Below are 25,728 nucleotides of genomic sequence, written 5' to 3'. Positions count from 1 at the left end.
ATTACATGTTTAAGCGGATTGGCTGACCATCCGCTCGATGATTTGGTACGAGTGCAGCGCGGCTTCCACCGTAAATTCCGCGAAATTGACATGAGCCGATCCGTCCGCCTTGTCCGACATCGACCGGATAATGACGAACGGGATCGCATGGATATGGCAAACTTGCGCCACGGCCGCCCCTTCCATTTCCGTGCAGGCCGAGCCCGGGAACGTCTCGTACAGCGCCTTGACCTTGTCGCGGCTGGCGATGAATTGATCCCCGGACAGCACCCCGCCCTTCAGATACCGTCCCGGGAACAGCTCGGCGCATACCTGCTCGGCCAATTGAACCAGGGCGCCATCCGCCTCGAAGCGGGAGGTCTCCTGGAATGGAATGACCCCGGGCTCGAAGCCAAGCGCGGTCACATCCATATCATGATGCATGCAGTACGTCGAGATGACGATATCGCCGATGTTCAGATCCGGGTGGATCGCGCCGGCGACCCCGGTAAAGAGCACCTGCTTGGCCCCGAAGCGGTCAATCAGCACTTGCGTCGTGACGGCGGCATTGACTTTGCCGACGCCCGATTTGCATATGACGACCGGACGCCCCGCCAGCTGCCCCCTATAAAAGGTCGTTCCCGTTACTTTCACTTCCTCCGCTTCCTGCGCAGCCTGCAGCAGGCGCTCAATCTCTTCGTCCATCGCGCCAATAATTCCGATTACGTCTTCGTTGGCCATATCGCCTTCCTCCTTCATTCCTTCCTGATCGGATAGGTTGCACCGCGGCAGGCTCGACACACAAAAAGCCCCAAAAATAGGGGCTCTTCATATGCCGCCGGCATGCTGCGGCCTTACTCATTCACCTGGCTGACCGACAAGCGAAGAATCGTCTCGTGCGGCAGAACGACCTGAGAATTCTCGACATTCTCCTTCTTCATCAGCTTGGTCAACAAGCGCATCGCCACGGCGCCGATATCATACATCGGCTGGGCTACCGTCGTCAGCTGAGGACGAACCATCGAAGCCATGCGGATGTTGTCAACGCTGATGACGGAGAAGTCATCAGGCACTTTCAACCCGGCGTCCTGAATGCAATGAATCGCGCCAATCGCCATTTCGTCGGTTGCCGCAAAAATCGCCGTCGGGCGCTTCTTCAGACCGAGGAAATATTTCATGGCTTCCACGCCGGATTCATACCGGTAGTTCCCGATACGGACCAAGTCTTCCTTGTATTCGATGCCTGCGCCCTCCAAAGCCTTCTTATAGCCCTGGAAGCGCGCGAATCCGTTCGCCGGATCCTGAAGCGTGCCGCTAATCATCGCAATATCGCGGTGACCGTGGCGAATAAGGGTGTTGACCGCATCGAATGCGGCCCCTTCATGATCAATGTCTACCGAAGGAATGGAGCCATGCTCGTCCGTCGTCGCGCACAGCACGATCGGAACGGATGCGGTACGGAACGCCTGGATATGATCCTCCGTTACGACACCGCCCATAAATACGAGCCCGTCCACTTGCTTCTCCAGCAGCGTATTGATGACGCGAATTTCCTTCTCTTTCTTCTTGTCTGCGTTGCACAAAATGATATTGTAGTGGTACATGTTCGCAATATCTTCAATTCCTCGTGCGACCTCAGCAAAAATAGAATTGGAAATATCGGGAATGACAACCCCAACGGTGGTCGTCTTTTTGCTCGCAAGTCCGCGTGCGACTGCATTCGGGCGATAACCTAAACGCTCAATCGCTTCATACACCTTTTTTCGCGTTTGCGGCTTCACGTTCGGATTGTTGTTCACAACCCGGGAAACGGTGGCCATCGAGACGCCCGCTTCTCTCGCTACATCATAAATAGTTACCGTCACGAATCTTCTCTCCAATTACCGAAAATTTGTTACGACCCTTTTATTACATTTCATGATACGATATTTTCAGAAAATTCGCAATGTTACAACTGCAATCGTCTGAAAATGAGTCATTTAGCGGGAGGAGGACGTCAACTCCGAACTTACATTGTCAAATGTTATCGCATGATGGGAGTCGTGCCAGACGACCTCGCCCTCTTTGATCACGATGACTTGAGGCGATTCATGCCGGATGCCCAGCTTGTCCGCGCAGGCGAGCGACACATCGCGGTGCTCGACGACAAGTATTTGTCCCATGGCGATTCCCCGGGGCTCGAATTCCTCCGCCACCTTGCCCATCTCTTCGTTCGCCCGGGCGCTAATCGGACAGCGGGTGCTGTGCTTGAATAAGACGGCGGTCTGCTCTTTGGTTGAATCTATCCAGTCCTGCAGCGCTTGCTCCGTATCTATCGATCTCAATCGGGAATCCTCCTTGTTCCCGCCGGAATCTTTTTTCCGAGGGAGTGCAGTAGGCAAAGAGCCTCTTAACTTATTTTAACCCGATCCGGGTAGAAACTAAAACCGGAAATCTGTTTTAAGCGATCTTGCAGCTCGAAAATCCACTCCTCATCCTCCAGCGTCTTCGCCAGCAGGTACATGTCCAGAAGCTTATTAATCCGCTCGTTCATCACTTTCTCGGCGTGCGGAAGCAGATCGCCGGGCCCGATCGCGTCCGCGCATTCGGCCAGCACGCTGGCCGCCTCGTTCATCTCCTCGAAAAAATAGTGCTGCGGCACGGAATCGCCCTCCAGATCCCCGCCGTGCAGCTCCTTGCTCTGTCCGGCCTTGCGGCAGCGAAGCATATCCGTTATCTCCTGCTTGATCGCCGGGTACAGCTCCGAGCGTTCACAATGCGGGCAAGTCAACACAGGCACATGGTGAATGTGTATTGTCCGGTCGTGGATAACCGTGCGCAAAGCAAGCCGCATCTCATGGCCACAGTTACATTGTTTGATCATACAACCACCCCTACATCACAGTTTCTCTCTGTCTCACCCCTACGCCGGACCTGGTGCCATATCGCATGGAATACGCTCCGATATGTATCATTAGACTCTGTCCGCCCTCGCGGTTCCGTCCGGGCGCTTCGCCCCTGCTGCCGGCCTCGCGGAGAAGGCCGCTGCCGGAGGGCCGATATCATTTGACAGCTTCATCCGACTGACGTTATGGTAATGAATAGATAAGGATCTGTTCCATCCGCAGAACGAATCTCCCTGTTAAAATCGTAGGCGATCCCGTCCCAAGACTCAATAGGCTTCATTATGGAAATAGAGCCGTTAAGATGCAATCAGGACCGGATCGCGTTCGATTGCGGGGGAGGTTTATTCTTCGATAACCGTACGAAGGAGTTGAGATATTTATGCGTTTAAGCGGCAAGCGCGTCATCGCGCTCGTTGATGAGGAATTCGAGGATTTGGAATTATGGTATCCGGTTCACCGCGTCCGCGAAGAGGGTGCGGAGGTGCATCTGGTTGGCGATAAGGCCGGCAAGACGTATATCGGAAAGTACGGCGTTCCCGCCACATCCGACTTTGCCTTCGAGGATATCGATGCCGGCACGTACGACGGCGTGCTCGTGCCGGGTGGCTGGGCTCCCGACAAGCTCCGCCGCTATGAAGGCGTGCTCTCCATTATCCGCGACATGGACAAGGCGGGCAAGCCGATCGGCCATATCTGCCACGCAGGCTGGGTGCTTATCTCCGCCAAAATTCTTCAGGGCCGGACCGTGACATCGACGCCGGGCATCCGCGACGACATGGAGAACGCGGGCGCGACGTGGCTCGACCGGGAGGTCGTCGTCGACGGCCATCTCGTATCGGCCCGCAGACCGCCCGATCTTCCCGCTTACGGGAAAGCATTTTGCGACAAGCTCGCGGAAAGCTGAGCAAACGTAACAAGCAGAAAGGCATGAACCCGTATCGAGGGACCATGCTTCAGACTGTCGACAAAGTCCTGTCGACAGTCTTTTTGTTAGGAATGGCGGGGGCGGGGAAGGCAGGACAGCTTAGGTTAGGGCAAGCTGGTCTGCGCTTGCAGCGAGCTGGTCCTGCATGAGCTGGTCCCGCATGAAAATGCTGCACAGGCGCAGCATCTTTAGCCTCAAGAGGCGAAATTTCAAGAAAATCCTGCAAAACTCAGGCTGTTGGAAAACCCCTGTTTTTTACGAAGTAATATCATTGTAATATCATTTTGCTGGGAAAAAGTGGTGTTTGGTGAGAGAGAATGGAGGGGGGATGGGGTCTTTGCTTTACCCCACCCTTCTGGCGAGATGTGTGGCTATCTTTTTTATGTTCTGTGCAGTGGCTGTCATTAGCACTTGCTCCTGCACCTTGTCTCTTCCCCGAAACCGGCAATAGCGAAGTCCATGGAGCACTTTGGCATCCGCGAAACTTCGCTCAATGGTTTGGGCGCGTAGGGCATAAACGGCTTTTCCGCTCTCACTCTGGAAGTTTTGAACTACTTTCTCTTTGTGTTCTTCCCAGATATGCCGTTGTATGGTGCGTTGTTTATTTTTGTTCTCGTTACACTTGCTCAATAATGGACAGGCAGCGCATTGTTTGGGATCGGATTTATAATCTCTGAATCCTTTTCGTGTTGTGGTGCGGTACGTGAGTTCTTGCTGGTTTGGACAGATAAAAACATTCTTTTCTGCATCATAATGAAATTTCTCTTTGGGAAATACACCGTGTTCACGGGTCGAACGCTCTGGAATAACTGCCGTGATGTTTAATTTGTTCGTACGGTAACAAACATAGGCCGTCATGTAACCAGAGTCGAGTGCAACGGCCTCCAGCGACTTTTCCCAGCCAAACTTCTCTATTTGATGTAGTAGACGATCCACATAAACAACCGAATCATTCACATTTCCAGGCGTAACGTAGCAGTCCGTAATCACGTTGTATTTATGATCTACGGTGCGGTGATCTAAATAATGAAACCCTTCCGGTTTTCCATCCCGATTCAGGTTTCCGCTATCCGGATCTGTTAAGCTAACTTTTTGTTCCTTGGTTTCGGCCTCCTCTTTGGGAGGCAGTGGCTTTTTTCCAAAAGCGACCCGATCCTCATTCACGGCTTGCTCCAGCTCTTGGAGATATTCATAAGGCGTACAAGTGACTTCTCGTTTCTCGTACCGTCCGTTATTGGCATTTGCCTTGATATGCGTGGAGTCGGTAAAGAGCAGCCGCCCTCCCACCATGTTGTGCTGAATCGCCTGCTGAACGATATTATCGAAGATATCTTGGAAGACGGTAGTATCCTTAAACCGATTTTTCCGGTTCCAGCTAAAGATCGAATGGTCAGGCGCTTTGCCGGAAAGCCCGAGCCGTAAGAACCACCGAAAAGCCAGGGAATCGTTGACGACTCGCTCCAGTTCTCGCTCTGAGCGAATGTTATACAAGTAGCCGATCAGCAGCATTTTAAAGAACACAATGGGATCCACAGATGGTCGGCCGTTCGACTCGCTGTAGTAAGGACGCACAAGGTCCAAAATAAAGGTAAAATCAATATGTTTATCGATATGACGAAGCAAGTGATCAGGGGCAACCATATGCTCAAGACAAACCAGTTCATAGTCCAGTTGTGGGTTGGGATCATTCGTGTAAAGCATACAAACACCGCGCTTTCCATGGATTATGATAAGAACATTATACCAAATTAACGCGGTGAATGGGTAATTAACATAGACTTTCTCAACACTCTGACTTTTGCAGGAATTTCATCAAATAGCGGCTGAAAGAGCAGAAATTGATGCATCCACGCAGCATTTCACTGCTTCATCCATCTTCCACCGGTTTGCGCGCCGCCGTTTTTCCCGCATCCGCACTCTCTGTTACCTCGTCATCTCCATCATTTTGCAGTGGCTGTGAGACACCCCCTGCGGACAGTCACCAGGTTACAGCAAATGAAAGATCGGCTTATCTTCCAAAAACGGAGCCACCTTATCGGCGCAAAAGGAAGGCAGCCGCTCCCGCATCCAAGGATGAACCGCGGTGTTCATCATATGGAAGGAATAGTAGCCAAAAATATTCAGCAGCATGAAGCCTTCAAGCAGCTTCATCGAATCGCTGCGCGTTGAAGGGAATTCCGCCGCATAGCCTTCCATGAAATCCATCCGCCGCTCGGACGGGACGCTGAGCGCGCCGCCGGCCGCATCATACAAAAAATAACCGTGGCCGTACAGGCAATAGTCAATCAAGGTAAAGCCCCGTTCGGTCACAATGACATTGGCCCGGTTGATGTCGGCATGGATGATGCCCCATGTGCCGGGCTCCGGCTCATAGCGGCCAAGCCGCTCGTTAATAAGCTGGAAGGCCTCGCTCATCAGGCCGAAATCGCCCGGCGCAAAGATGCCGTGCTCCCGGCCATAGGTCAGCCGCTCCAGCATGGCCTCATTCTCCCCGATACCGGCGTAAGCCGGTCTGTTCGTGGCCGGATCCGGCGTATATCCGCTCGTAAACCGGTGCAGCATGCCGACCTGCCGTCCGTAGCGGATAGCGGCATCTCGCGATGCGAAATCATCCGGCTGCGAGTCACGCCCTTCCAGCCAATGCAGCATCGTGCAGTGAAGGAAGCCATCCCCGTCCGAGATCCGGGTGACGAATTCTCCTTCGCGGTTGCGGACCGGCTTCTGTACATTCAAGGCGGTATGCTCTCCCAGCGCCTGCAGCAGCTCCATCTCCCCGGTCAAGCCCGCCTTGGAATGCTGCAGGCCGTGAAGCTCGGCGTGAACCGGCTTATGAACCCGCAGCAGATAGGATGAGCCGGACTCATCGGTTATCTTATAAGTCAAATTTTCATTATGCCGTATAAACGCAATGATTGGCGATGGTATCTCATAATGCGACAACGCATCGGCCGCGATGGCTTGATGGCCCACTTTTTCGTCTCTCCCTTTAGCGAATGCAAGCGGTCTGCGGCATGGTCGCTATTCCTGCTTGCTCGTCAGCTCAATCGTCTCTTCCTCTCCGTTCCAGCCGATCGTGATAGACAGCGGCGCTTCGATCTTTAACTCTATTAGTGTGCTATATATTTCCTGTACCGTCAGCTAGACCTGGCCGATCGGAAAAATCATACTTCGCCATCATCTCGCCCCAAGGCGCGATGCCGGTCTCGACGAAGCCGGCCGAGGCATACAGCCGCCGGGCCGCTTCATTCTTCGGATTATAGCCGAGCAGACAATGCTCCGTCCGGTCCGGCTGCGCTCCGATCTCATCCAACAGAAGCTGCAATGCCCGCTTGCCGTATCCTTGCCCCTGATAAGAAGCATCCACCATGAAGCGGTAGATCCAGTACTTCCCGTCATCCGGATCGATGCCATACATGGCGAATCCGATCATACACTTGTCCAAATAGATGCCCTTGCATTGGAACCCGTCCAGAAAACGCGCTTCGGCGATGGAATACAGGTTCGAGGCGATGAAGCCTTCCTGTTCCGGGGCCACCTCCAATGCAATGCATTCCTTCCAGTTGCCGGCCGTAATTGGCTGGAGATGAATGTTCATTGAAGCTCTCCTTTCGGCTGCTCATTCCTTCTGTCCAATCCGCCGCGCTCCACCGGTTGCTCCGGTCCCGGCAGCTCGTATTGGTAGAAGCACAGGTTCAGCCATTGATTGAATTTATACCCGGCATTGCGAATCGTCCCGGCATACGTAAAGCCCAGCTTCTCATGGAGGGAAATGCTGCCCCGGTTCGACTCGTCGATGCCGGCGACGAGCGTCTTATAACCGCTGTCCGCCGCGATGCGGATCATCTCCCGCAAGAGCCGGGACCCGATCCCCAAGCTTCGGCATTCATTATGCACGTATACGGAATGCTCGATCGTGTATTGATAGGCCGGCCAAGCCCGGAACGGGCCGAAGGTGGCGAAGCCCATCACCCGGTTGTCCGCCTCATAGACCAGCACGGGAAGGTTGTCCTGCCGCTTCTGCCGGAACCACTCCATCCGCTGCTCCAGCGTGTGCGGCTCATACGAGTAGACCGCGGTAGAATGGATAATCGCATCGTTGTAAATGTCCAAAATGGAAGGTAAGTCCTGTTCAGTCGCTTCTCTAATCATGCTCCGGTCTCCTTTTCGTTCGTATCGGCGGGGCCGCGCAGCGAGGCGCCCAGTCTGGCTATGTCGTAATTATACCAGCTCTTGGCGTCACGGAAAGCCGGAAATAAAAAAGAGACGCCTCAGCGCCTCTCTTTGTCATCTTAAAATTCAGTCAGCCCTTCCAAGGACGCGCTCCGGAATCGGCCTTACACTTTGGCCGCCTGTGTCCGCGGAAGCGGAGGTTGGCCGGCGTCCGCCGCTTCGGATCGCTTCAGGAATAGACGCCCCTTCCAGCGGAACAGGACGAGGATGCCGCGAATGTATTCATCCGCGATCATGCAGGCGTAGATGCCGACGAGCCCCCAGCCCCAATGGATGCCCGTCAGGTAGGACAAGCCTGTGGCGACCAGCCACATCGAGAACACGGCCGTCAGCATGACGAAGCGGGTATCGCCTATCGCATTGAGGGCGTTGCCCATCGCCATGTTCAGCATTTTGCCCGGCTGCAGCATCAGGTTGAGCCCGAGCATCGAGACGCCGAGCGCCACAATCTCCGGATCGGCCGTGAACAGCCCCAGCAGCGCCCGGCCCGCGAACAGCAGCACGAGCGCATTGACCGTAACGAGCGGCAGTCCGTACAGCAGGGCGCGGTAGGCCCCTTTGTAGGCCTCCTCCGTCCGTCCCGCCCCGAACAGATGGGCAACCTGAATCTGCAGCGCCATCGCGATCGAGGATCCGAGCAGGAAGCAGAACGATTCCAGCGTATTCATGTACGTCCGCGCCGCCAGCTCCTGCGGCCCCAGCATCGCGATGAAGGCGAAGATGACGAGTTGGGAGAAGACCCAGCAGGACATGTTGACGCCGAGCGGCCAGCCGATATGCAGGATCTCCTTGAAGCGGGCCCCGTCGAAGCCGAGCATCTCCCGCAGGCGGATGCGATGTCCGAACGACTGGACGAATACATAAGCCAGCACCGCCGTCGCCAGCAGCCGGCTGATGACGGTCGACAGGGCGACCCCGGTCAGCCCCCACTGCGGGAAGCCGAAGGTGCCGAAGATGAAGCCGTAGTTCATGGCGACATGGATGACGTTCATCCCGATGGCGATGATCATCGGCCCCTTCGTATTGCCGGTGTTCCGGATGACCGTGCTGAGGGTCGACGTGAGCGCCGTCAGCACCATGCCGCCGCCGACAATCGAAATATACGTGTCCGCCAGCGGCAGCAGGCTGTCCGGAAGCTGCAGCACCGCCGCGATCGCGCGCGGCTTCGCGTAGAGCACGAAGCTGAGCGCCAGCCCGATCAGCGCGCTCGCGCTCACCGCCATAATGGCCACGGAACGCGCCTCCTCCTCCTTCCGCGAACCGAGCTTCTGCGCGATCAGGATGCCGGCTCCGCTCGCCACCGTCATGAAGAGGGTCGTCAGCGCCTGGAACAGTTGGTTGGAGAAGCCGACAACCGCGACCGCATCATCCGATATGCGGCTCACCATCAGCGTGTCCGCCGCCCCCAGCAAAAACTGCAGGAACAATTCTATAAAAATCGGCCAAGCCAGCACTCCCAGTGCGTACCGATTCCGTTCTTTTTTCACAAATGAAACCTCCGTTATCCTCTTGATGTGGGCTGTATGTCGTGGTGCAACGACGGATAGAACGTATTCATTATAGATGGTATACTGATCTTGATGTGTCACAATATCAACTTGAACTATCAAGATGCCAACCTGTTCAATTCGGAGAAAGGAGGCTCTTCCAATGAAAGCGCTGCAGTTCATCTTACCGCCGTTGCCCTACTACATTTACGGCGGTTCCGGCATCATGGAGGCCGGCCAGAAGCATGCCAGCCGCCGGAATATCGAAGTGTTCGACATGCTGTTCGTGACCGGAGGTTGTCTCTATATGTACGAGGAGGAGCGGGAATATGCGGTCCGTCCGGATCATGTCCTTATTTTGCGGCCGGATCAGACGCACGGGGCGACGAAGGAATGCAGGGAGGCGACCACGTACTTCTGGCTGCATTTCCAGACGGAAGGAGCGTGGGAGGCGCTTGAGGACGTGCCGCATTCTCCCGCCTTCGACGGCGGCGAAGCGGCTGTGGCCTCCCCCTTCGCCCCGCGTCCGTTCCTCGTGACCTTGCCGCAGTTCGGCAAGCCGCTGCAGCCGGAGCGGCTGCGGGAAGCGCTGCTCCAGCTCCAGGAGCTGCAGGAGGGGATACCCGATCCAAATACCCCCTGGAAGGAGCAGATGCTGTTCCATCACCTGTTCCATCTCTTGTCGGTATCGGCGGACCAGCACGACCTGTCTCCCGCCGCCGCATGCGCGGAGCGGGCAGCCGCTTACTTGCGGCGCCATTACCGGGACGATATCAAGGCCCAATCGCTCGGCGACAGCCTCAACTTCCATCCGGTCTATATCGCCCGCTGCATGCAGAAGCAGTTCGGCTGCTCCCCGCTCGAATATTTGACGCGCTACCGCATCGAGCAGGCGAAGCTGCTGCTGCACCAGACGGATCTTCCGATCTCGCGCATCGCCGAGGAGGTCGGCTTCCGCCAAGCGGCATACTTCGCCGCTTGCTTCTCCCGGTACGAAGGCATGTCGCCGCGCAGATACCGGCAGCAGTTTTTCTGCCATTGATGCCATCATGGGGTTGGCCGGGCGGCCCGTCTCCGGGCGGGCCGCCCCGCTGCGGCGCGTCACGCCTCCGCAAGCCCCTCTGGCTACGCTTGCCCAAGCCGCCCCGTGCCGTTCAGGCCCGCTTCAGTGCCCGCATTCATAGATGCGATGGCATACCGGGCACCGTTCTTCCTGGCATGCATTCTCCAGCAGCACGGCCTGCTCGATCAGCTTCTTCAGATCCCGGACGGCCATCGGTCTCGTATACTGATCGTCGTCGTCCAGCAGGCAGGCGATCTCCAGCAGTCCCGTCTTGAGCTGGCTGCAGTGCACCAAGTGATGAATGTTCATCTCTCTTCCCCACCTTCTTCATCCAATTTACGCTCTCCGCTTCTGCGTTCTTGATCATGCTGCATGCGCCAAATCCGCTACTCATGAATAGCATCGTTCTGCTGATGGTTCTCTGCCGCGCATTTGAACCGGCCCTCCTCTCTCCGCGGGAACGCAAGCTTTCCGGGCGCAGCCCTTATTTGTCTGTCCCTTCCATGCCCTGCCTCGATGCCTCTGCCGCGGCCCGGCCCATAGCAGAAGCATCAAGCCGGCGACAGAAAGGGTCAGAGACTATTCTCCACGCGCATGGTATCCAGGGATAGCGCCGCTTGCCAATACTATACCTCAATGGTATGCTGTTTGCAAGTCATGAATCGCGAAAAAAAAGCGGGAAAGGAGGTCAGGCCGTTGAGTATCGGAAAGATATTGAAGGAGCTTCGGGGCAAACGTTCGCTGCGGGAAATTGAACGTGAATCCGGAGTCAGCCATACCTATTTGAGCAGTCTGGAAAAAGGACGCGACCCGCGCACGGGCAAAGAGCGCAAGCCGACGCCCGACACGCTGAAAAAGCTGGCTCATGTCTATTCCGTTCCATACGAGCGGCTTATGAGCGCCGCCGGGTACATGGAACTGGAGGAAGGCCCTTCGGTTCCCGGACACGAGAACGGGGAGTCGCCGCACCCGGCGATGCAGACCGACGGCGCAGACGGCGCGGACGGCGCAGGCTGGAACTACCGCGCGGGCGGGAACAAGCTTGCGCCCCGCGGCGTCAAGGAGAAAAAGCCGTTCTACGAATTGACGGAGGTGTTGAACGGCGCCGTTGCCGTCCATTATTCCGGGCAGCCGTTGAGCCGGGAGGATCGGGAGCGGGTTCTTGCCATGCTGGAGGTGCTGTTCCCCGGACGGCGTCCCGCTACCGATGCGCCGAAGGAAGAGGAGCGCTAACCTGCGGCGCTTGTCCGAATGCAGCGGCGGCCCTCCCGCTCAATCCGGGAAGGGCCGCTTTTGTTAATGAATATTCGCCTTGCTGAAATTGCCGCCCAGCACGTCCGATACGGTCTCGATGGCGATGAAGGCCTTCGGATCGATATCCTGCACAATCGCCTTCAGCTTCGCCACTTCCAGACGCGTGAGCACGCAATAGATCATTTGCGTATCCTCGCGCATATAGCCGCCTTGGGCGTAGATGAACGTCGTGTTGCGGCCAAGCCGATCGATAATGGCCTGCGATATTTCTTCATACTCCGACGATATGATCGTAGCCGACTTGGATTCGTTGAGACCTTCGACGACGATATCGATCATTTTGAAGGCAATATAATACGTGAAGATGGAGTACATCGCCGAATCCCATCCGAACACGAAGCCGGCGACGATGAAAATAAAGACGTTAATGATCATGATTAACTGGCCGACGGGAACGTTGATTTTTTTGGATACCAGGATCGAGACAATCTCCGTTCCATCCAGCGATCCGCCGAAGCGGATGACGAGACCGACGCCCGCGCCGAGCATAATGCCGCCGAACATAACGGCGAGCAGCTTCTCATTGGTGAACGCATTCACATCGTGAAGAAATGCGGTCGTCAGCGACATGACGGCGATGCCGTACAGCGTGGAAAAGGCGAACGTCTTGCCGATCTGCTTGTACCCAAGCATCAGGAACGGCACGTTGAGCAGGAACAGGAACAACCCGAGCTTCAGCGAGGTCGTCTTGGACAAAATAATCGATATCCCCGCGATTCCCCCGTCGATAATGCTGTTAGGCACCAGAAACAATTCCAGGGCTACGCCCATCAAGACAGCGCCGATCGTAATAAATACAACGCGTTTGACAATATCCAGCAGATTTCTTTTCTTATGAGTGCGAGCCATAAATCTCCTCCAAACGATAAACGTAATCGGTATATCATCCCATCCAGAGAATGGCCATTCCAGGACAGGTATACGCGCAATGCCAATGTGCGGGCCGGTCACCATTCATGCGCAACCGGCAGCCGCCCTTTACTCCCCGCGTTTATACACGAGCGCTTTCGCAGCCAGCTTCTCGCTCAGATGGACCAGCTGCTCCAGATCATCTTCTTCCAGCAAGGACAAGTAGGCCGTCAGCGTCCGTCTCGACCTGTCCTGCGCCTGCCGCAGCAGTTGGAGGCCGGCTTCGGTAATCGAGACGAGCACGACCCGCCGATCGGACTTGTCGGGAAAGCGATCGACGAGCCCGCTGTCGACCAGACGGTCAATCATCACGGTCACCGCGCTTGAAGTCACGCCTAATTGTTCGGCGAGCATGGACACCTTGCCCGGTCCCTGCCGCTCAATGACGTTCAGCAGCGAGTACTGCGCAATCGTCAACCCCAACTCCTTCACGTTCGCCATATCATGCCAAAGCGTGCGTGCCAATACCGTCATCGCCTGTTCATAGCGATCCACCCACAATGACATGCGCTCCATCGTTCCACTCCTTCCCGCGGCACCGACATTATTAAAAGCTTCATTAATTAAACTATCAATTAATTAAATGATTTAATCATTATATAAACAAAAAAAGGAAGAGTCAAGTAGGTCTATTTGCCTAATATCAAGGGATTATACTTTAATTTTTCTACATAAAGCGACATAAATATAAAAATTAATTTAATAGGAATGCGAATTTTGTCGATAAATATTGTAAGCTCATTTGCACAGCAGGATCCGCTGCAAGTAAATGATGGTTGCCCATTCGAGAGCAACCATTTTCCAAAGCAAGGAGGAAGAAAGAAACTTATAAATAGGACCAAGGCATAGGTTTTTAGTCGCAAAACAAGCATCAAATTTAATTTCGGTCGTAAAGGGAGGAGTTCAACATGAAGTCGAGATTTCCATTTCGGTTCCGGCATTTAAAAACGGCAATGAAAATTTATATCTTGGTTGGGGTTGGCGTGTTGTTATTAGGAATCAGCACACTTCTCTCGTATAGTTCCATTCGTGAAATCAATCAAAGCACCGAGGATATTTTTCACCACAATCTGACATCCATCATCTGGCTGAAACAAATCCAGGTGAATAATCGCTCAACGGATGCCGCTATCTTCGAGCTCATGGCCAGTAATGATGCGGAGGACAATAAACGTCTGAAAGAAAACATTGAAAATTTTCAAAAGGATAACAAACGATTACTCGAAAACTATGCTTCTATCCTCATTCATGAAGAGGAAAAAACGTTATTCGACAAGTACAGCAAGGTTTTGCCGACCTATCATCAGCAGATCAACGATGTGGTTGGGCTGGCCGTCCAAAATAACATTCATGAACTCTCGTTCGCAAACCTAGCATGAAAATAGCGAGGGTTTAGTGGTCGGACCTATTTCCCATACTGCTACTACATGACGCGAAACACGTTCTTTTTAATGGTGGTGTAACCCCGACAAATAAACTGTTGAGGATGAGTTCTGTGTACAAACCTGTGCTGGCTCTGTATGCCCAATCAGAGAACCGCGAACAGAAAAATGCTCAAGCTCGAATTCATCCGCCGTCATGTATTTCAGTTATGGAGGGAAGCCAAGATGGAAGTATTGCTTGAACGCTGTGCTGGAATGGACGTTCACCAAGAGACAATCGTCGTTTGTGTGATGACCACAGATGCTGCGGGGGAGGCCCACAGCGAGATCCGAACCTTTGGAACGATGACCAAACATCTTTTCGAACTGCTTAAGTACCTGGAGTCCCAAGGCGTTACACACATCGCAATGGAGAGCACGGGAATCTATTGGAAACCTGTCTACAACATCCTTGAAGGCTACTTCACCGTCGTACTGGCGAATGCGCAGCGCATTAAGAATGTTCCTGGCCGCAAGACGGATGTTTGTGATGCCGAATGGATCGCGAAGCTGCTTCGAGTCGGTCTAATTGAGCCCAGCTTTGTGCCATCCGAGGACTTAAGGGAGCTACGGGACCTCTGCCGACTTCGAAAAAAACGAATCGGCTCCCTAACAGCGGAGAAAAACCGAATCCAGAAGTATCTTGAAGCAGGTAACGTCAAGCTAGGCAGTGTCATCTCAGACGTATTCGGTGTATCCGGGCGCAGTTTGTTGCAACGCTTAATCGAAAAAGGTTACGTTGACGCGGAAGATGTTGAAGCGAGCGTCAAGGGTTCGATCAAGAACAAAAAAAGTGAAGTTACTGACTCTCTTTTTGGCACGATGACCCCGCATCAAATTCGATTGATTAAAGATTGTTGGGAGCATATCGAATACTTAGAGAAGTCCATTGCTCGGTTGGAAGCCGAAATTAACGATCACTTGGAGCCCTATCGGACGGAGTACGAACTGCTTCAGACCATTCCAGGTGTTAGCGAACGAACAGCTGCAGCACTCCTTGCAGAAATCGGGGCCGATATGGAGCAATTTCCATCCGCAGATCACCTTGCCTCTTGGGCTGGCGTAGCACCCGGCAACCACGAGAGTGCAGGCAAAAAAAAAGTACAAAAAGCGTAAAAGGCAATCCTCATGCAAAAGTGACACTATGCGAAGCGTCTTGGGCAATCGCTCGCTCACGAAACACGGTCTTGGCAACAAAGTTCTGGAAGATTGCTTCACGACGAGGAAAGAAAAAAGCTTGCATTGCCATTTCACGTAAGATACTTATCATTGCTTACCACATGCTGAAGAACAAACAAATTTACATCGAAGGTGGACCACAAGCACCACTCATGCAGATCAACTAACCTTACAGCATTGACGAAACATAGCGATTTTAAACAAGGCCCCTTCAAAGAAGGTGGACCGGGCATCTTATGGTCATTTCTCAGAAAACTGCAGCTTTTTAAAGACGATAATCGTTCATGAGTGCGTTTGGATTTTCACAGAAAAAATGCAGAAGCCTATGATTACTATAATAATCAGGCGAGAGGGACACGAGCGGAGCTTCAAAACCTGCTCACGGAACTGGTTGAATGGAATCAGAACCTGGCGCAGCAGGAAGCGGATACGGCGACGGCGGGGAAAAACGCTACAATGAGCAGCTTGCTGATTGGCGGACTGTCCCTGCTGGTAAGCATCGCGATTGGACTGTTCATCATCAAAGCCATTGTCACGCCACTCAAGGAGATGCAGCTGTTGATGAATAAAGCGCAGCGAGGCGATCTTACGGTCCGTGGCACCTATCATTCGAAGGACGAAGTCGGCAAGGTTATGGAGGATTTCAATCAAATGATAGACGGCCTATCCGCGATTATGAGAACGGTAAACAAGCAGGCTCAGGTTCTGCACGAAAGCTCGAGTCTCGTCGCCGATAACGCCAAGGAGACCGCCGCCGCCACCGAACAAATCGCCGCTTCCATGGAGCAAGTCGCTGCCGGAGCCAAAAACCAGCAGGCGGCGTCGAAGGAAAACGCCATCGCCCTCGAGGAATTGGCCAAAGGCATCGAAGTGATTGTGGACAGAGCGACAAGCGTAACGGAATTGTCCAGTTACTCATCCGAACAGGCGGAGCAGGGCAATGCGATTTTGAATGAAGCGGTCAGCCAAATGAAGGCCATCCATGATTCCGTAAAGATGACGGGGGCCGCGATTGGACATCTGAATGAATCCTCGGAGCAAATCGGGAAGATTATTGATGTCATCACCAGCATCGCCAGCCAGACCAATCTGCTCGCCTTGAACGCATCCATCGAAGCGGCCAGAGCGGGCGAGAGCGGCAGAGGGTTCAACGTGGTCGCAATGGAGGTGCGTAAATTAGCGGAGCAGTCGGAGGATTCGGCAAAGCAAATCGCAAGCTTAATCGAAGAAATTCAGTCCAGCATGGAGCAGACGACAAAGTCAATGGAGCTTGTGCAGAAGGATGTATTATCCGGTATGGAAATCGTGGACAAGGCCGGACAGACGTTCGAGGCGATTTTGGATACGGTCCAAAAAGTCACCTTCGAAATGCAGGAAACGTCCGCTTCTACCGAGGAAATGTCTGCGGGGACGGAAGAAATCTCGGCATCTGTAGAGGAAATGGCCTCGATCGCGGAAGAAGCATCCCATACCGTGCAAACGGTCGTGTCGGCATCGGAAACACAGCTTGCTTCCGTTCAGACGATCTCCGCTTCCACGGAGCAGTTGAGGGTTCTGTCCGAGGAATTGCAGGCCATCGTGAAGCAGTTCAAATTATAAAAGCTTCCCGTGTCCTTAAAAGAAAAGATGCTTTCCCATAGGCAGTGCGCCAAAAGGATGCGGGACAAGACGGGATAACAGAGAATATAGAAGCGGGAAGGCGGCGGCGGGAAAAGCAGCGGAAGATGGAGGAGGCAGTGAAATCCTGCGTCAATGCAGGAATTTACGCTATTTGAGACGATATTTTATGAAATTCCTGTAAAAGCGCCACTAGCGTTGCATCAATCTTTTTACGAAAATTTCTACCCCATAAGTCTCTATATTTGTAACTTATTGAACTATATTCGTGGACAAAAATAAAGAAATCTCCTATTGTTGAGTTACCCAAAGCGTTATCCATAAAAACGCCTCAACAAAGGAGATTTCTATGGATAACGTACCGAATCAAAACGTCATTTGTCAATGCCTAAAATGGTTACATGTTCATTCTACTCGACACGAGTCATTGGATTACCGGACCCAAAAGTTGTTTGTCGGCGCTTCGACACTCTTATTTGTAGAGGCACAGCTTCAGCAACGAGACTCATACAAAGTCATGTCAGAGCATGTAGCCGCTAATCCTGAATTTCAAGAACTGCTTGGACTCAAGAGCATAAGCGCTTCCCAACTATCGCGGAAGCTGAAACGGCTGCCTATGGAGTATCTTCAGACGCTCTTTTTCTCGCTCATTGATCGAATCAAGCAACTTACAAAAGGGAAACGCGGCATTACGCCTGGTATTGGGAAACTCAAGCTAATCGATTCATCGGGAATTACACTACCTCCCATTCTCGCGAAATGGTCCTATTGTTCCAAAAGTAGCCATGGCGTGAAGATGCACACCTCCTTGGTCGTTGCGGACTCCAAAACGATGTATCCAGACAAGATCGTCGCTTCAACCAAAGATGTAGCCGATCATGAAGTCGTGTTGGAATTTACAGTGGATAAAGATGCGACCTACGTGATGGACCGAGGATACCAGGTGTACGACCATTTTCAGAAATGGGTAGAGGATAAGATTAAATTTGTTTGCCGCGTCAAGCAAAAGAGCCGGTTAACGATCATCAGAAAAAGAGACCTCCCCAAAAGGCAGAATGGGTTTATCCTTGATGCTGATGTGACGATGCCTGAGCTGCCAGCGGTTCTGCGTTTGATTGAGTTTAACGATGACCAAGGGCGTACCTATCGAATTGTAACGAATCGATTTGACTTATCCGCACATCAAATTGCCGAGATTTATCGAAATCGCTGGCATATTGAGTTGTTTTTTAAATGGGTCAAGCAGCATATTCGATTGGTAAAACCCCACGGTTATACGGCCGAAGCGATTTGGAACCAAATGTATATTGCTTTAATCGCGTATGCTCTCTGTTTGCTGATTAAATTAACACTGGACTGTAAAAAGTCGACATGGGACCTCCTCCAGTTGATTCGCATCTATGCGGAAAAACCATGGGAAAATTTGATCGCTGCACTCAACCGCAAGCCGACTCGAACATCTAGAGGTCGACCAAAGCGAAATGGGAGACGTCCGAAAAAGGCAACAAAGTCGATGAAACCGAGACTGATTGTGACGTAATGACAAACGAAAACGATTTTTACATATAATGGATAACGCGTAGGGTCTGTTTCCAGCTCGACTTTTTTAGACTTAGCGCGGACATCGCAAATGTAAATATATATCATATATTGATGTTAATTGAAATTAGATTATGAACTAACCGCTCGATGCAACGCTAGTGTAAAAGCGCATCTTTTTCGCCGATTTTTGCTTTCTATCTATTGCATAGGCTGAAATTCATGCACTATTGCATAGGCTGAAATTCATGCAGTTTTGCAGGAAGTCCTGTAACGGAGTAAACGTCAGAAGGGAAAACTGCATTTTTGCAGTTTTTCAGCAAGTCGAGCGTTGAGATTCAGGGGGGCTGTCTCATTGTAGCCAAATACTACTTATGGGACAGCCCCATTGTTGTGAGGGGCACACCGCTCCCCTGCCGCGCTAGAACCGGAATGAAGCATATCTCCATTGGTTCTCCAGCGCAACCCATACATCATCGGTCTCGGCCCCCGCATACCAGTAAGCGAAGCCGGCGATATCGCGGTTCGCCGCCATCGCATATTTTGCGGCGAGAGATCGGCTGTCCTCCGCCCAGACCAGACGGCGAGCGCCGCTGGCCGTGAAGTCCGCCACATACTGGGCCGTCTCCCCGTCCCATTTTGTCTTGCGGGAGCGCAGCAGCTCTCCTTGTTCAATTAATGTCAAGTCGCGGGAAGTCAGCTTCTCCCCCTGTACGATCCACTCTCTCGTATAGAAGGGAAGCGCGGCAACCACCTTGTCCGAAGGAACCGACAGCAGCAGCTTATCCAACGCGCGCTGCACCCACGGCAGCGACGATACCGAACCGGCTGTCGGGGCGCCTCCCCAATGCTCGTCATATCCCATCAGGACGATGTAATCCGCCGCCTCTCCCAGGGCGGCATAATCGAAGGCTTCGGTCCAATCGGTCCCCAGATCCGGAGACACGTCAACAGACAGCACGACCCCCAGCCGATGCAGCTCGTCAGCCAGCTCGGTGACGAAGGCGGTGAGCGCTTCCCGGTTCTTCGGGTACACATTTTCAAAATCGAGATTCAAACCATCCAGCCCGTACTTCTTGACAAAGCCCGTCAGCTTCGAAATGACGGCGTTCTTCCATGCCGGATCGGTGAGCGCTTGATGCGTCAGATCCGCGTCATACCGGTTGCCCACCATCGCCCAGACCTGCTTGCCATGCTGCTTCGCCCAGTTGATGAGCGTCATGTCGGTATGATCAGAGACCGTCTGGGATGAATCAAGGAAATACCAGCGCGGGGTCAAGGTATTGACAGGCGAAGAAGCAACTTCCGCTATGTACTGCTGCGTCGTCAATTCATGCTGCCACCCCATCTCGATCCGATCCGGCGCGGCCGCATCCAGCGCGTTCGACCAGTCCGGCCGCTGAAGGGCGCGATGCAGTACGACAGCCGTTTCTTGGCGGGTCATCGGATCGGTCGGGTGGAACTTGCCCCCATCTCCGTTCATCAGATTCTGCTGCTGCATCATGCTGACATACGGAACGGCCCATTCCGCGATGAGGGAGGCGTCCTCGTAAGTCAGCCAGCCAGTCGGCTCCTTCGGCTGCTTGAACGCCCGCATGATGATCGCCGCCGCTTCTTGACGGGTTACCGGCCGCTGCGGCTCAAAGGAACGCTCTCCCGTTCCATCCACCAGCTGGAGCAGCAATCCCGCCTGCACCGTACCGTAGTACCACGCCTTGCGCGGCACGTCATCGAATGCGGGAATTTCGCTGGCCACAGGCTGCACCTGGAACAGACGGTTCACCATCGAAATGAACTCGGCCCGCGTCACCGCTTTCTCCGGTTCATAGGTCCGGTTGCCGAAGCCGGTGACAATGCCTTTATTATAGAGGTCGACAATATCCTCCTGCCCATAGAGGCCCTCAATGTCGTCGAACGGCAGCGGGGCGCTCTTCGATTCTCCCCATGCCAAGCTTCCTGTAATGAACATGGCGGCCGCAGCCGCCAAAATGACGAATTTGCGTCGAAAACTCAATTCGGATGTCCTTCCTTCACTAGAGATGATAGATTAATGCCCATCCTCATCCTAGCAAAAAAGAGAAAATCCGTAGATGCCAAAATATTGGCAATCTATTCTATGAAGATGTAAGTAACTGATTGCGCAGCAGCGACATCTGCCGATCCATCTGAAAGGAGGATTGCGCGAGGGCCTTCAACTGTTCTTTCGCTTCCTCGGGGATGTCTCCGCCTTGGTATTTGTAATTAAGCTTATGTTCCGTCGCCGCCCAGAAATCCATGGATGAGGTCCGCAGTTGAATCTCCGCCGGAATCCACAGTACGCCTTCCGATAGAATCACCTGGGTCTGAACAACCAAATGCAAGCTCATATAGCCGCTTGGCTTCGGGTTTTGAATATAGTCCTTGATCTGAATAACGCGAATATCCTCCCGTTGTTCAATATGCTCTTTCATCATGTATACGTCATCGATGAACGTCGTCACGATGCGAATGCCGGCGATATCCCGAATCTGCTCCTGCACGATCTGCTGGTTGAACGGGATGTTTTTTCGTTCCATCTTTTTGATGAGAGACAGCGGCTCCTTGATTCTCCCCTTGATATGCTCGATCGGAGAATAGCCATGCCTTGTCTTCCATTCCAAATCAATGATCTGAAAATCGCTTTTCAGCTCATTGAGCGCCATTTGATACTGTCGAAAAAAGCCGCCCCAATGCTTCTGCAGCGCTTCCAGTATTTCAAATCGTCCAATCGTCATGTTCATGCTGTTTCCTCCATTGCTGTTAGCCTATATATTTCAGCTTACGCTACGCGGATTGGATTTTCAAATGGCTCGCTCTTCGGCGGAGCCGATCGGCCGCTCGCGGGACCATCTCGGATGTACCAGCCCCTGGCGATAGGATGAACCCGGCACAGAGCCGAATCATCCATCGACCGTCCGAGGAGCTTCCATCCTCCGATCCGTTAGATTGAACAACGAGATCCACCACTAAATATCATTGTTAAGATCATTTTTTTTATTTTTATTGATAATATCTGCCTGTAACCTGCTACTATGAAAATCGATCCAATTGTCTAAAACAAAAGCCGCACTACCACAAACTTCTGTGAGTAAAAATTGGATAAGAGGTTCATAAAATCTTGTACTTTTAAAGCTTCCGTAGCCCCCCTTTCAACAAGATAGGCAATGGTGGGCAAGGGAAAGCCACCCGACCTCGAGGCTTACTATTGATAGGCCTTGAAGCAGGAAGCGTTTCAATTTTCTGTTGTTTTTATTTGCCCAAATACACTCTCCGGTTCGACCATTCGTCGAACGGTCAAGGCGTGTTAACTTTAGGACAGCCCCATTGTGACAGGCTTTCATTTCTTTGAAGAGGTGTGCTTAGTTTGACGCTTACGAATCGGTAAACGTACACTTTTAATTGCTCATATATTGCAATCAACGTTATGTAACTATCGTTGCAACTATTAAACTAAATCCTATCACTAGACCGACAGGGCCCCATACTCAAAAAAATTGAGATGACGCCACGTGCGGTCATGGTTAGCGATATCCCGAACTGGTTGATTGGGCTCACCACACTTTGCACATGGAAATAACGCCCGCTTTCGAAACTTGACGTATACGTCCAATTGCTTGGCTTCCAGGCTGAACTCCACCTTACGAATGTACCACGGTTCCGGAATATGAAGAAGCTCGTCCAGTCGCCCTTCCTTTAGATTGACAAACATATGAAAACAACTCATCTTCTACTGGTCTCTTTATTTCCAGTATTAACAGGTGTTTGCATTTTTAACGGCGATTAAGCCAAAAATTTAATTTCCTACCCTATCGACCCACATCACATCATTAACAACAATCCCAACATGATTTCACAACTAGCTGAATATTATTACCATCGAGCGGACTATTTCATCGCTGTTGGTGAGTTTAAAAAGGGCGTGTCCAGATTTCTCAAAGCCCCGTTTCACTTTTCTAGAGTGGACGATGTGCGTCAAGAAAAACAGTGTACCAAGAATGACGTTACATGTACAAAGAAATCGTTCCTTTCGCAGATGGCAGGTTGGTACTTCCATTTTACGAAAGAACGATTTCTTTTTGTATTGCATTTTTGAAAAATGGGGGGGCCCAGTCCAAGTTCAACCCTGATAATCAAGCCCGCTACCCTCTTGCCGAACGCGCCAGCTCGCTGACGCGGCGGCGCCCCTCCCCCTGCATCCATTCCAGAAACGGCCTTTGCCGCTCGAACTGCCGCTTCCATTTCGCGACAGGATCGGGCGCATAAGCCGTCTGACAGAGGAAGAACAAGCTTACCCGGCAGAGCGCTGCAGGAAGAGCGGAAATCTCTTCGTCGGTCAGTTCCCCATAGCCAGATAAAAAGGCGGCATCGAACGTATTCGCGTAATGGGGGAGCAGCAAATAGATCACCCATAACGCATAGGCAACGTCGAACAATTGGACGCCATGCTGCACAAAATCAAAGTCCATTACGCAGTTGACATCGTTGAACAGATACCGCTGGTTCCAAAAATGCCAGTCGCCATGAATAATGGAACGCGGCAGCAACGGTTCCGCTTCATCATACTGCTTGACCGTCCGCTCCATAAAATAGGATGTGCGGGAAATCTCCTCGGGCGGTATTCCCGGCAGCGAGCGAAGGTGACGGAACGTATCCGCCAAATAAGCGGTCGAGCGATAAAATGACCAGTCCGGAATCGGCCCCGGCTTCCCATTCCGCAGCAGGCGATGGAACTTCCTCAGCATGCCCGCGCTCGACCGCACTTGCTGCTCCCGGCATTGGAAGCTTCTCCCCCGCACAAAAGGGGTCACTTGAATTCGCTGACCCTCATGATACATTATGCTGGCCCCCTGCTCATCCTTGAGCGGCCGCAGCACGGGTATCTCTTCCTCCGGCAAGGCATCCAGCAACCTTGACACATATTGAAGATGTTCTTCGCGAACCGAAGAATTGGCGAATCGAATGACATAGTTTCCTGTGGTCGTCCTGATTTTGACATTGATATTAAAAGATCCCCGAAGTCTGATCGCTTCCCCCAACAGCTCGCCTAACGAATAGTGACGGCAAACCCGCTCCACAGTGGTTCGGAAAGCATCGTTCACACTGACATCGAGGGATGCCCCCATCTCAACCACTCCTTTTGATCAATTCATCCCAATCGCGCAGCCGTTCCGAATCGAGCGCCTCGACATGCTCCAGGAACGATTCCAGCAGGTTCATTCTTCGGAGTCCCTCGGCCAATACGATAGGAACGGCGCAAGATTGGGAATAAGCATGAACCAAGTCGATAATTTTCATCTTGCCGCCCCGATAGAAAAAGAGATGGAACAAGGCAATGTCGATTCGGGTAAACTTCCTCTCTTTCATCTCATCAAGAATGTCCAAAATCTGTGCCGCATTCTCTCTCGTCAGGCGGCCAGTGCGGCGCAGCCGGGACTGCATCGTCTCCCCGTCCAAATATTCCAAAATGATATAATCCGATCCGGCCTCATAGAGCTTCGGCAGCATCGGCGAGCCCATTGCCCGGCAGTATGCTTCGTATTCCAGTTGGGCGTACCGCGCCTTGGCATAGATTTTGACGCATCGATCAGGCGCAATCCGGTACACCGTCCCTTGCTGTCCGCTCCCTATTTTTTCGGCATGCTCGGGCAATCGGTACTCCTTCAATGAGGTCACCTCTCTATAAACAGACTCTGATGCAATATATTCAACCTCTTCTGAAAAATAGGTAGTCAATGGCGGAAAAGGAATATCATCCTCAAAAATACACGAGTGTACATGTCACTTTTGTTCCTATGACATATGTATGAAATATATGCTAACCCCTCTATAAAGGGCGTGAATCGATGCAGAAAACCAAACGGGCGCTGACTGTCAAGAAAAAAACGGGAAGAAGTGCATATTCCTCGATGAAGCGAACCCGCAAACGGACAGGAATGGCCAGCCCTGCTGCCCTTCATCCAGTACCTGCCGATATCTCACCCGTCCCTTCCCCTATATTATGGCCGCTGCGCATCTTGATGGTCATCGATCAGTTCAATATCGGAGGAACCGAGACGTATACGCTGTCGTTGACAAGAGAGCTTATTCGTCAGGGTGCGTTCGTGGCTGTTGCCGGCAAGAGAGGGAAGCTGTTGGATTCCTTTGTCGGACTCGGATGTCCGTACTATGAGATCGATTTCGTACAGGATAATTTCGAGCCTGACGCGGCGAACCAGATTCAGCATTTGAACGTGCTGAAAATGGTCATCCATGCCGAACGAATCCACGTTGTGCATGCCCATCAGACTCCTTCCGGCGAGCTGGCAAGGAAGGCGGCCGAGCACATGAATATCCCTTTTGTCTTTACCGTTCATGGATGCTATTACGATGGCCCTGCCATGGAAAAGCTGAAGTCCGGCACGACCTTCATCAGTGTCAGCCCCGTGGTGGAACGCATGCTGCGCCTTCATGGCATTGAGTCGCAGCTCATCCCCAATGGAGTCGATGTGGCCGAGTACAACGCCTACAATCCAACGTACCAGCAATACTTGCGCAGCAAGCTGGGGATACCGAATCATGCCTTTGTCGTATTATATGCCGGCCGTCTGTCCTGGGAGAAGGCGGATATATGCGAGGAATCGATTCGCACGGTGGCCGCGCTGCGCAGATCGGGGAACTCCAAATTCATTCTCATGATTGTAGGGGGCGGTCGAGACGAGCAAAAAGTAGCGGAGCTTGCAGAGCGAGAGCGGCAGTTAGCCGGAGAACCGTTTATCATTTTTCCAGGAGAAGTATTGAATATGAGAGCTTGCTACGCCATCAGTGATTGCGTAATCGGAACCGGCCGGATCGGGCTGGAAGCTATGGCCTGCCAGCGCCCTCTTATATCCGCCGGAAGCAGAGGGTTCCTCGGTGTCATCGACGCCAGCAAATATGATCAGGCGTGGGATTGCTGGTTCGGGGATCACCATTCAGAGCAGCCTGTATCGCGAGAACTGCTGATGGCTCATATTCAGCAGATTCGGCGGATGGGCAGCGAAGAGATAAGCGAGCTGGTGGAGTCCGGAAGGTCTTTCGTAACGGAGCGGTTCCATGTCTCCCAAGCTGCAAGCCGGATGCTGGATATCTACCGCCAGCTGGTTCTGCCTATGATGTGACTAATTAATGATTATGGAGGGAAAGC

General features: G+C 52.6%; 23 protein-coding genes and 3 pseudogenes. 8 read left to right on the top strand and 18 right to left on the bottom strand.

Translation table 11 applies throughout. The features are described 5' to 3' along the window. Positions 1 to 9: 9 nt before the first annotated feature. The 4 genes from OCY70_RS22260 to OCY70_RS22245 all read right to left on the bottom strand — a co-directional run bounded on the left by OCY70_RS22260 (position 10) and on the right by OCY70_RS22245 (position 2,842). A complete protein-coding gene (locus OCY70_RS22260; RefSeq protein ID WP_213430805.1) occupies positions 10 to 720 on the bottom strand; it encodes a 5'-methylthioadenosine/adenosylhomocysteine nucleosidase in 711 nt (236 codons plus the stop codon). A gap of 113 nt (positions 721 to 833) precedes the next feature. Beyond that, positions 834 to 1,844 carry a catabolite control protein A gene (gene ccpA, locus OCY70_RS22255; RefSeq protein ID WP_197258264.1) on the bottom strand — a complete coding sequence of 337 codons (1,011 nt, stop codon included), beginning with the start codon at positions 1,842 to 1,844 and terminating at the stop codon, positions 834 to 836. A gap of 114 nt (positions 1,845 to 1,958) precedes the next feature. After that, positions 1,959 to 2,303 (bottom strand): bacillithiol system redox-active protein YtxJ, encoded by a 345-nt coding sequence (gene ytxJ / locus OCY70_RS22250; RefSeq protein ID WP_261945177.1) that lies wholly within the window; start codon positions 2,301 to 2,303, stop codon positions 1,959 to 1,961. Positions 2,304 to 2,368: 65 nt separating this feature from the next. Continuing rightward, positions 2,369 to 2,842: a hypothetical protein gene (locus OCY70_RS22245; protein WP_249725577.1), complete on the bottom strand. Its 474-nt coding sequence runs from the start codon at positions 2,840 to 2,842 to the stop codon at positions 2,369 to 2,371. Between the two features lie 401 nt (positions 2,843 to 3,243). On the opposite strand from OCY70_RS22245, the gene OCY70_RS22240 reads away from it, so the two are divergent. Then, the gene (locus tag OCY70_RS22240) at positions 3,244 to 3,768 is read left to right on the top strand and encodes a type 1 glutamine amidotransferase domain-containing protein (protein ID WP_213430803.1); all 525 of its coding nucleotides are present in this window, start codon (positions 3,244 to 3,246) and stop codon (positions 3,766 to 3,768) included. Between the two features lie 363 nt (positions 3,769 to 4,131). Here OCY70_RS22240 and OCY70_RS22235 read toward each other — a convergent pair whose 3' ends face one another. From OCY70_RS22235 to OCY70_RS22215, 5 genes are all read right to left on the bottom strand, one after another. After that, entirely contained in the window at positions 4,132 to 5,490 is a 1,359-nt protein-coding gene (locus tag OCY70_RS22235) for an IS1182 family transposase (RefSeq protein ID WP_261944512.1), read from the bottom strand. Between the two features lie 285 nt (positions 5,491 to 5,775). Beyond that, entirely contained in the window at positions 5,776 to 6,759 is a 984-nt protein-coding gene (locus OCY70_RS22230; RefSeq protein ID WP_213431069.1) for a phosphotransferase enzyme family protein, read from the bottom strand. Between the two features lie 145 nt (positions 6,760 to 6,904). Then, the gene (locus OCY70_RS22225; protein ID WP_213431068.1) at positions 6,905 to 7,384 is read right to left on the bottom strand and encodes a GNAT family N-acetyltransferase; all 480 of its coding nucleotides are present in this window, start codon (positions 7,382 to 7,384) and stop codon (positions 6,905 to 6,907) included. Beyond that, the gene (locus OCY70_RS22220; RefSeq protein WP_213431067.1) at positions 7,381 to 7,938 is read right to left on the bottom strand and encodes a GNAT family N-acetyltransferase; all 558 of its coding nucleotides are present in this window, start codon (positions 7,936 to 7,938) and stop codon (positions 7,381 to 7,383) included. The genes OCY70_RS22225 and OCY70_RS22220 overlap by 4 nt, the downstream gene beginning before the upstream one ends. Before the next feature lie 185 nt (positions 7,939 to 8,123). Continuing rightward, positions 8,124 to 9,506, bottom strand: coding sequence for an MATE family efflux transporter (locus OCY70_RS22215; protein WP_261945176.1), 1,383 nt, complete (start codon positions 9,504 to 9,506; stop codon positions 8,124 to 8,126). A gap of 163 nt (positions 9,507 to 9,669) precedes the next feature. Between OCY70_RS22215 and OCY70_RS22210 the strand changes: the two genes are divergently transcribed. Further along, entirely contained in the window at positions 9,670 to 10,548 is an 879-nt protein-coding gene (locus tag OCY70_RS22210) for a helix-turn-helix transcriptional regulator (protein WP_213431065.1), read from the top strand. A gap of 123 nt (positions 10,549 to 10,671) precedes the next feature. Here OCY70_RS22210 and OCY70_RS22205 read toward each other — a convergent pair whose 3' ends face one another. Then, entirely contained in the window at positions 10,672 to 10,878 is a 207-nt protein-coding gene (locus OCY70_RS22205; RefSeq protein WP_213431064.1) for an exonuclease, read from the bottom strand. Positions 10,879 to 11,265: 387 nt separating this feature from the next. On the opposite strand from OCY70_RS22205, the gene OCY70_RS22200 reads away from it, so the two are divergent. Further along, positions 11,266 to 11,802, top strand: coding sequence for a helix-turn-helix domain-containing protein (locus tag OCY70_RS22200; protein ID WP_213431063.1), 537 nt, complete (start codon positions 11,266 to 11,268; stop codon positions 11,800 to 11,802). Between the two features lie 63 nt (positions 11,803 to 11,865). Here the strand turns inward: OCY70_RS22200 and OCY70_RS22195 are convergent, their stop codons facing one another. After that, positions 11,866 to 12,732 (bottom strand): YitT family protein, encoded by an 867-nt coding sequence (locus tag OCY70_RS22195; protein ID WP_213431062.1) that lies wholly within the window; start codon positions 12,730 to 12,732, stop codon positions 11,866 to 11,868. A 129-nt stretch (positions 12,733 to 12,861) separates the two neighbouring features. Next, positions 12,862 to 13,308 (bottom strand): MarR family winged helix-turn-helix transcriptional regulator, encoded by a 447-nt coding sequence (locus OCY70_RS22190; protein ID WP_213431061.1) that lies wholly within the window; start codon positions 13,306 to 13,308, stop codon positions 12,862 to 12,864. A gap of 392 nt (positions 13,309 to 13,700) precedes the next feature. Here OCY70_RS22190 and OCY70_RS22185 point away from each other — a divergent pair, with 392 nt between their 5' ends. The 4 genes and pseudogenes from OCY70_RS22185 to OCY70_RS22170 all read left to right on the top strand — a co-directional run bounded on the left by OCY70_RS22185 (position 13,701) and on the right by OCY70_RS22170 (position 18,549). Continuing rightward, a complete protein-coding gene (locus OCY70_RS22185) occupies positions 13,701 to 14,171 on the top strand; it encodes an MCP four helix bundle domain-containing protein (RefSeq protein WP_249725624.1) in 471 nt (156 codons plus the stop codon). A 228-nt stretch (positions 14,172 to 14,399) separates the two neighbouring features. Further along, positions 14,400 to 15,559: pseudogene (locus OCY70_RS22180) on the top strand (IS110 family transposase). A 127-nt stretch (positions 15,560 to 15,686) separates the two neighbouring features. Next, positions 15,687 to 16,991 (top strand): methyl-accepting chemotaxis protein, encoded by a 1,305-nt coding sequence (locus OCY70_RS22175; protein WP_249725693.1) that lies wholly within the window; start codon positions 15,687 to 15,689, stop codon positions 16,989 to 16,991. A 367-nt stretch (positions 16,992 to 17,358) separates the two neighbouring features. Then, a complete protein-coding gene (locus tag OCY70_RS22170; RefSeq protein ID WP_261944955.1) occupies positions 17,359 to 18,549 on the top strand; it encodes an IS4 family transposase in 1,191 nt (396 codons plus the stop codon). A gap of 420 nt (positions 18,550 to 18,969) precedes the next feature. Here the strand turns inward: OCY70_RS22170 and OCY70_RS22165 are convergent, their stop codons facing one another. The 6 genes and pseudogenes from OCY70_RS22165 to OCY70_RS22150 all read right to left on the bottom strand — a co-directional run bounded on the left by OCY70_RS22165 (position 18,970) and on the right by OCY70_RS22150 (position 24,230). Continuing rightward, a complete protein-coding gene (locus OCY70_RS22165) occupies positions 18,970 to 20,562 on the bottom strand; it encodes an S-layer homology domain-containing protein (RefSeq protein ID WP_213428196.1) in 1,593 nt (530 codons plus the stop codon). Between the two features lie 100 nt (positions 20,563 to 20,662). After that, complete coding sequence (locus OCY70_RS22160) at positions 20,663 to 21,307, bottom strand: GTP pyrophosphokinase (RefSeq protein ID WP_213428197.1); 645 nt, start codon at positions 21,305 to 21,307, stop codon at positions 20,663 to 20,665. 408 nt (positions 21,308 to 21,715) lie between these two features. Beyond that, a pseudogene (locus OCY70_RS36600) lies at positions 21,716 to 21,870 on the bottom strand (transposase); the annotation flags it as partial. Between the two features lie 177 nt (positions 21,871 to 22,047). Continuing rightward, a pseudogene (locus OCY70_RS36595) lies at positions 22,048 to 22,275 on the bottom strand (ISL3 family transposase); the annotation flags it as partial. Between the two features lie 430 nt (positions 22,276 to 22,705). Continuing rightward, positions 22,706 to 23,689, bottom strand: coding sequence for a phosphotransferase (locus tag OCY70_RS22155; protein WP_213428198.1), 984 nt, complete (start codon positions 23,687 to 23,689; stop codon positions 22,706 to 22,708). A 1-nt stretch (position 23,690) separates the two neighbouring features. Further along, the gene (locus OCY70_RS22150) at positions 23,691 to 24,230 is read right to left on the bottom strand and encodes a hypothetical protein (protein WP_213428199.1); all 540 of its coding nucleotides are present in this window, start codon (positions 24,228 to 24,230) and stop codon (positions 23,691 to 23,693) included. A 179-nt stretch (positions 24,231 to 24,409) separates the two neighbouring features. Here OCY70_RS22150 and OCY70_RS22145 point away from each other — a divergent pair, with 179 nt between their 5' ends. Continuing rightward, positions 24,410 to 25,702 carry a glycosyltransferase gene (locus OCY70_RS22145; protein WP_213428200.1) on the top strand — a complete coding sequence of 431 codons (1,293 nt, stop codon included), beginning with the start codon at positions 24,410 to 24,412 and terminating at the stop codon, positions 25,700 to 25,702. Positions 25,703 to 25,728 lie beyond the last annotated feature (26 nt).

It is taken from the genome of Paenibacillus melissococcoides (assembly GCA_944800085.1).
GTDB classification, from domain to species: Bacteria; Bacillota; Bacilli; order Paenibacillales; family Paenibacillaceae; genus Paenibacillus_B; species Paenibacillus_B melissococcoides.
This window is presented reverse-complemented; position numbering and strand designations above follow the sequence as displayed.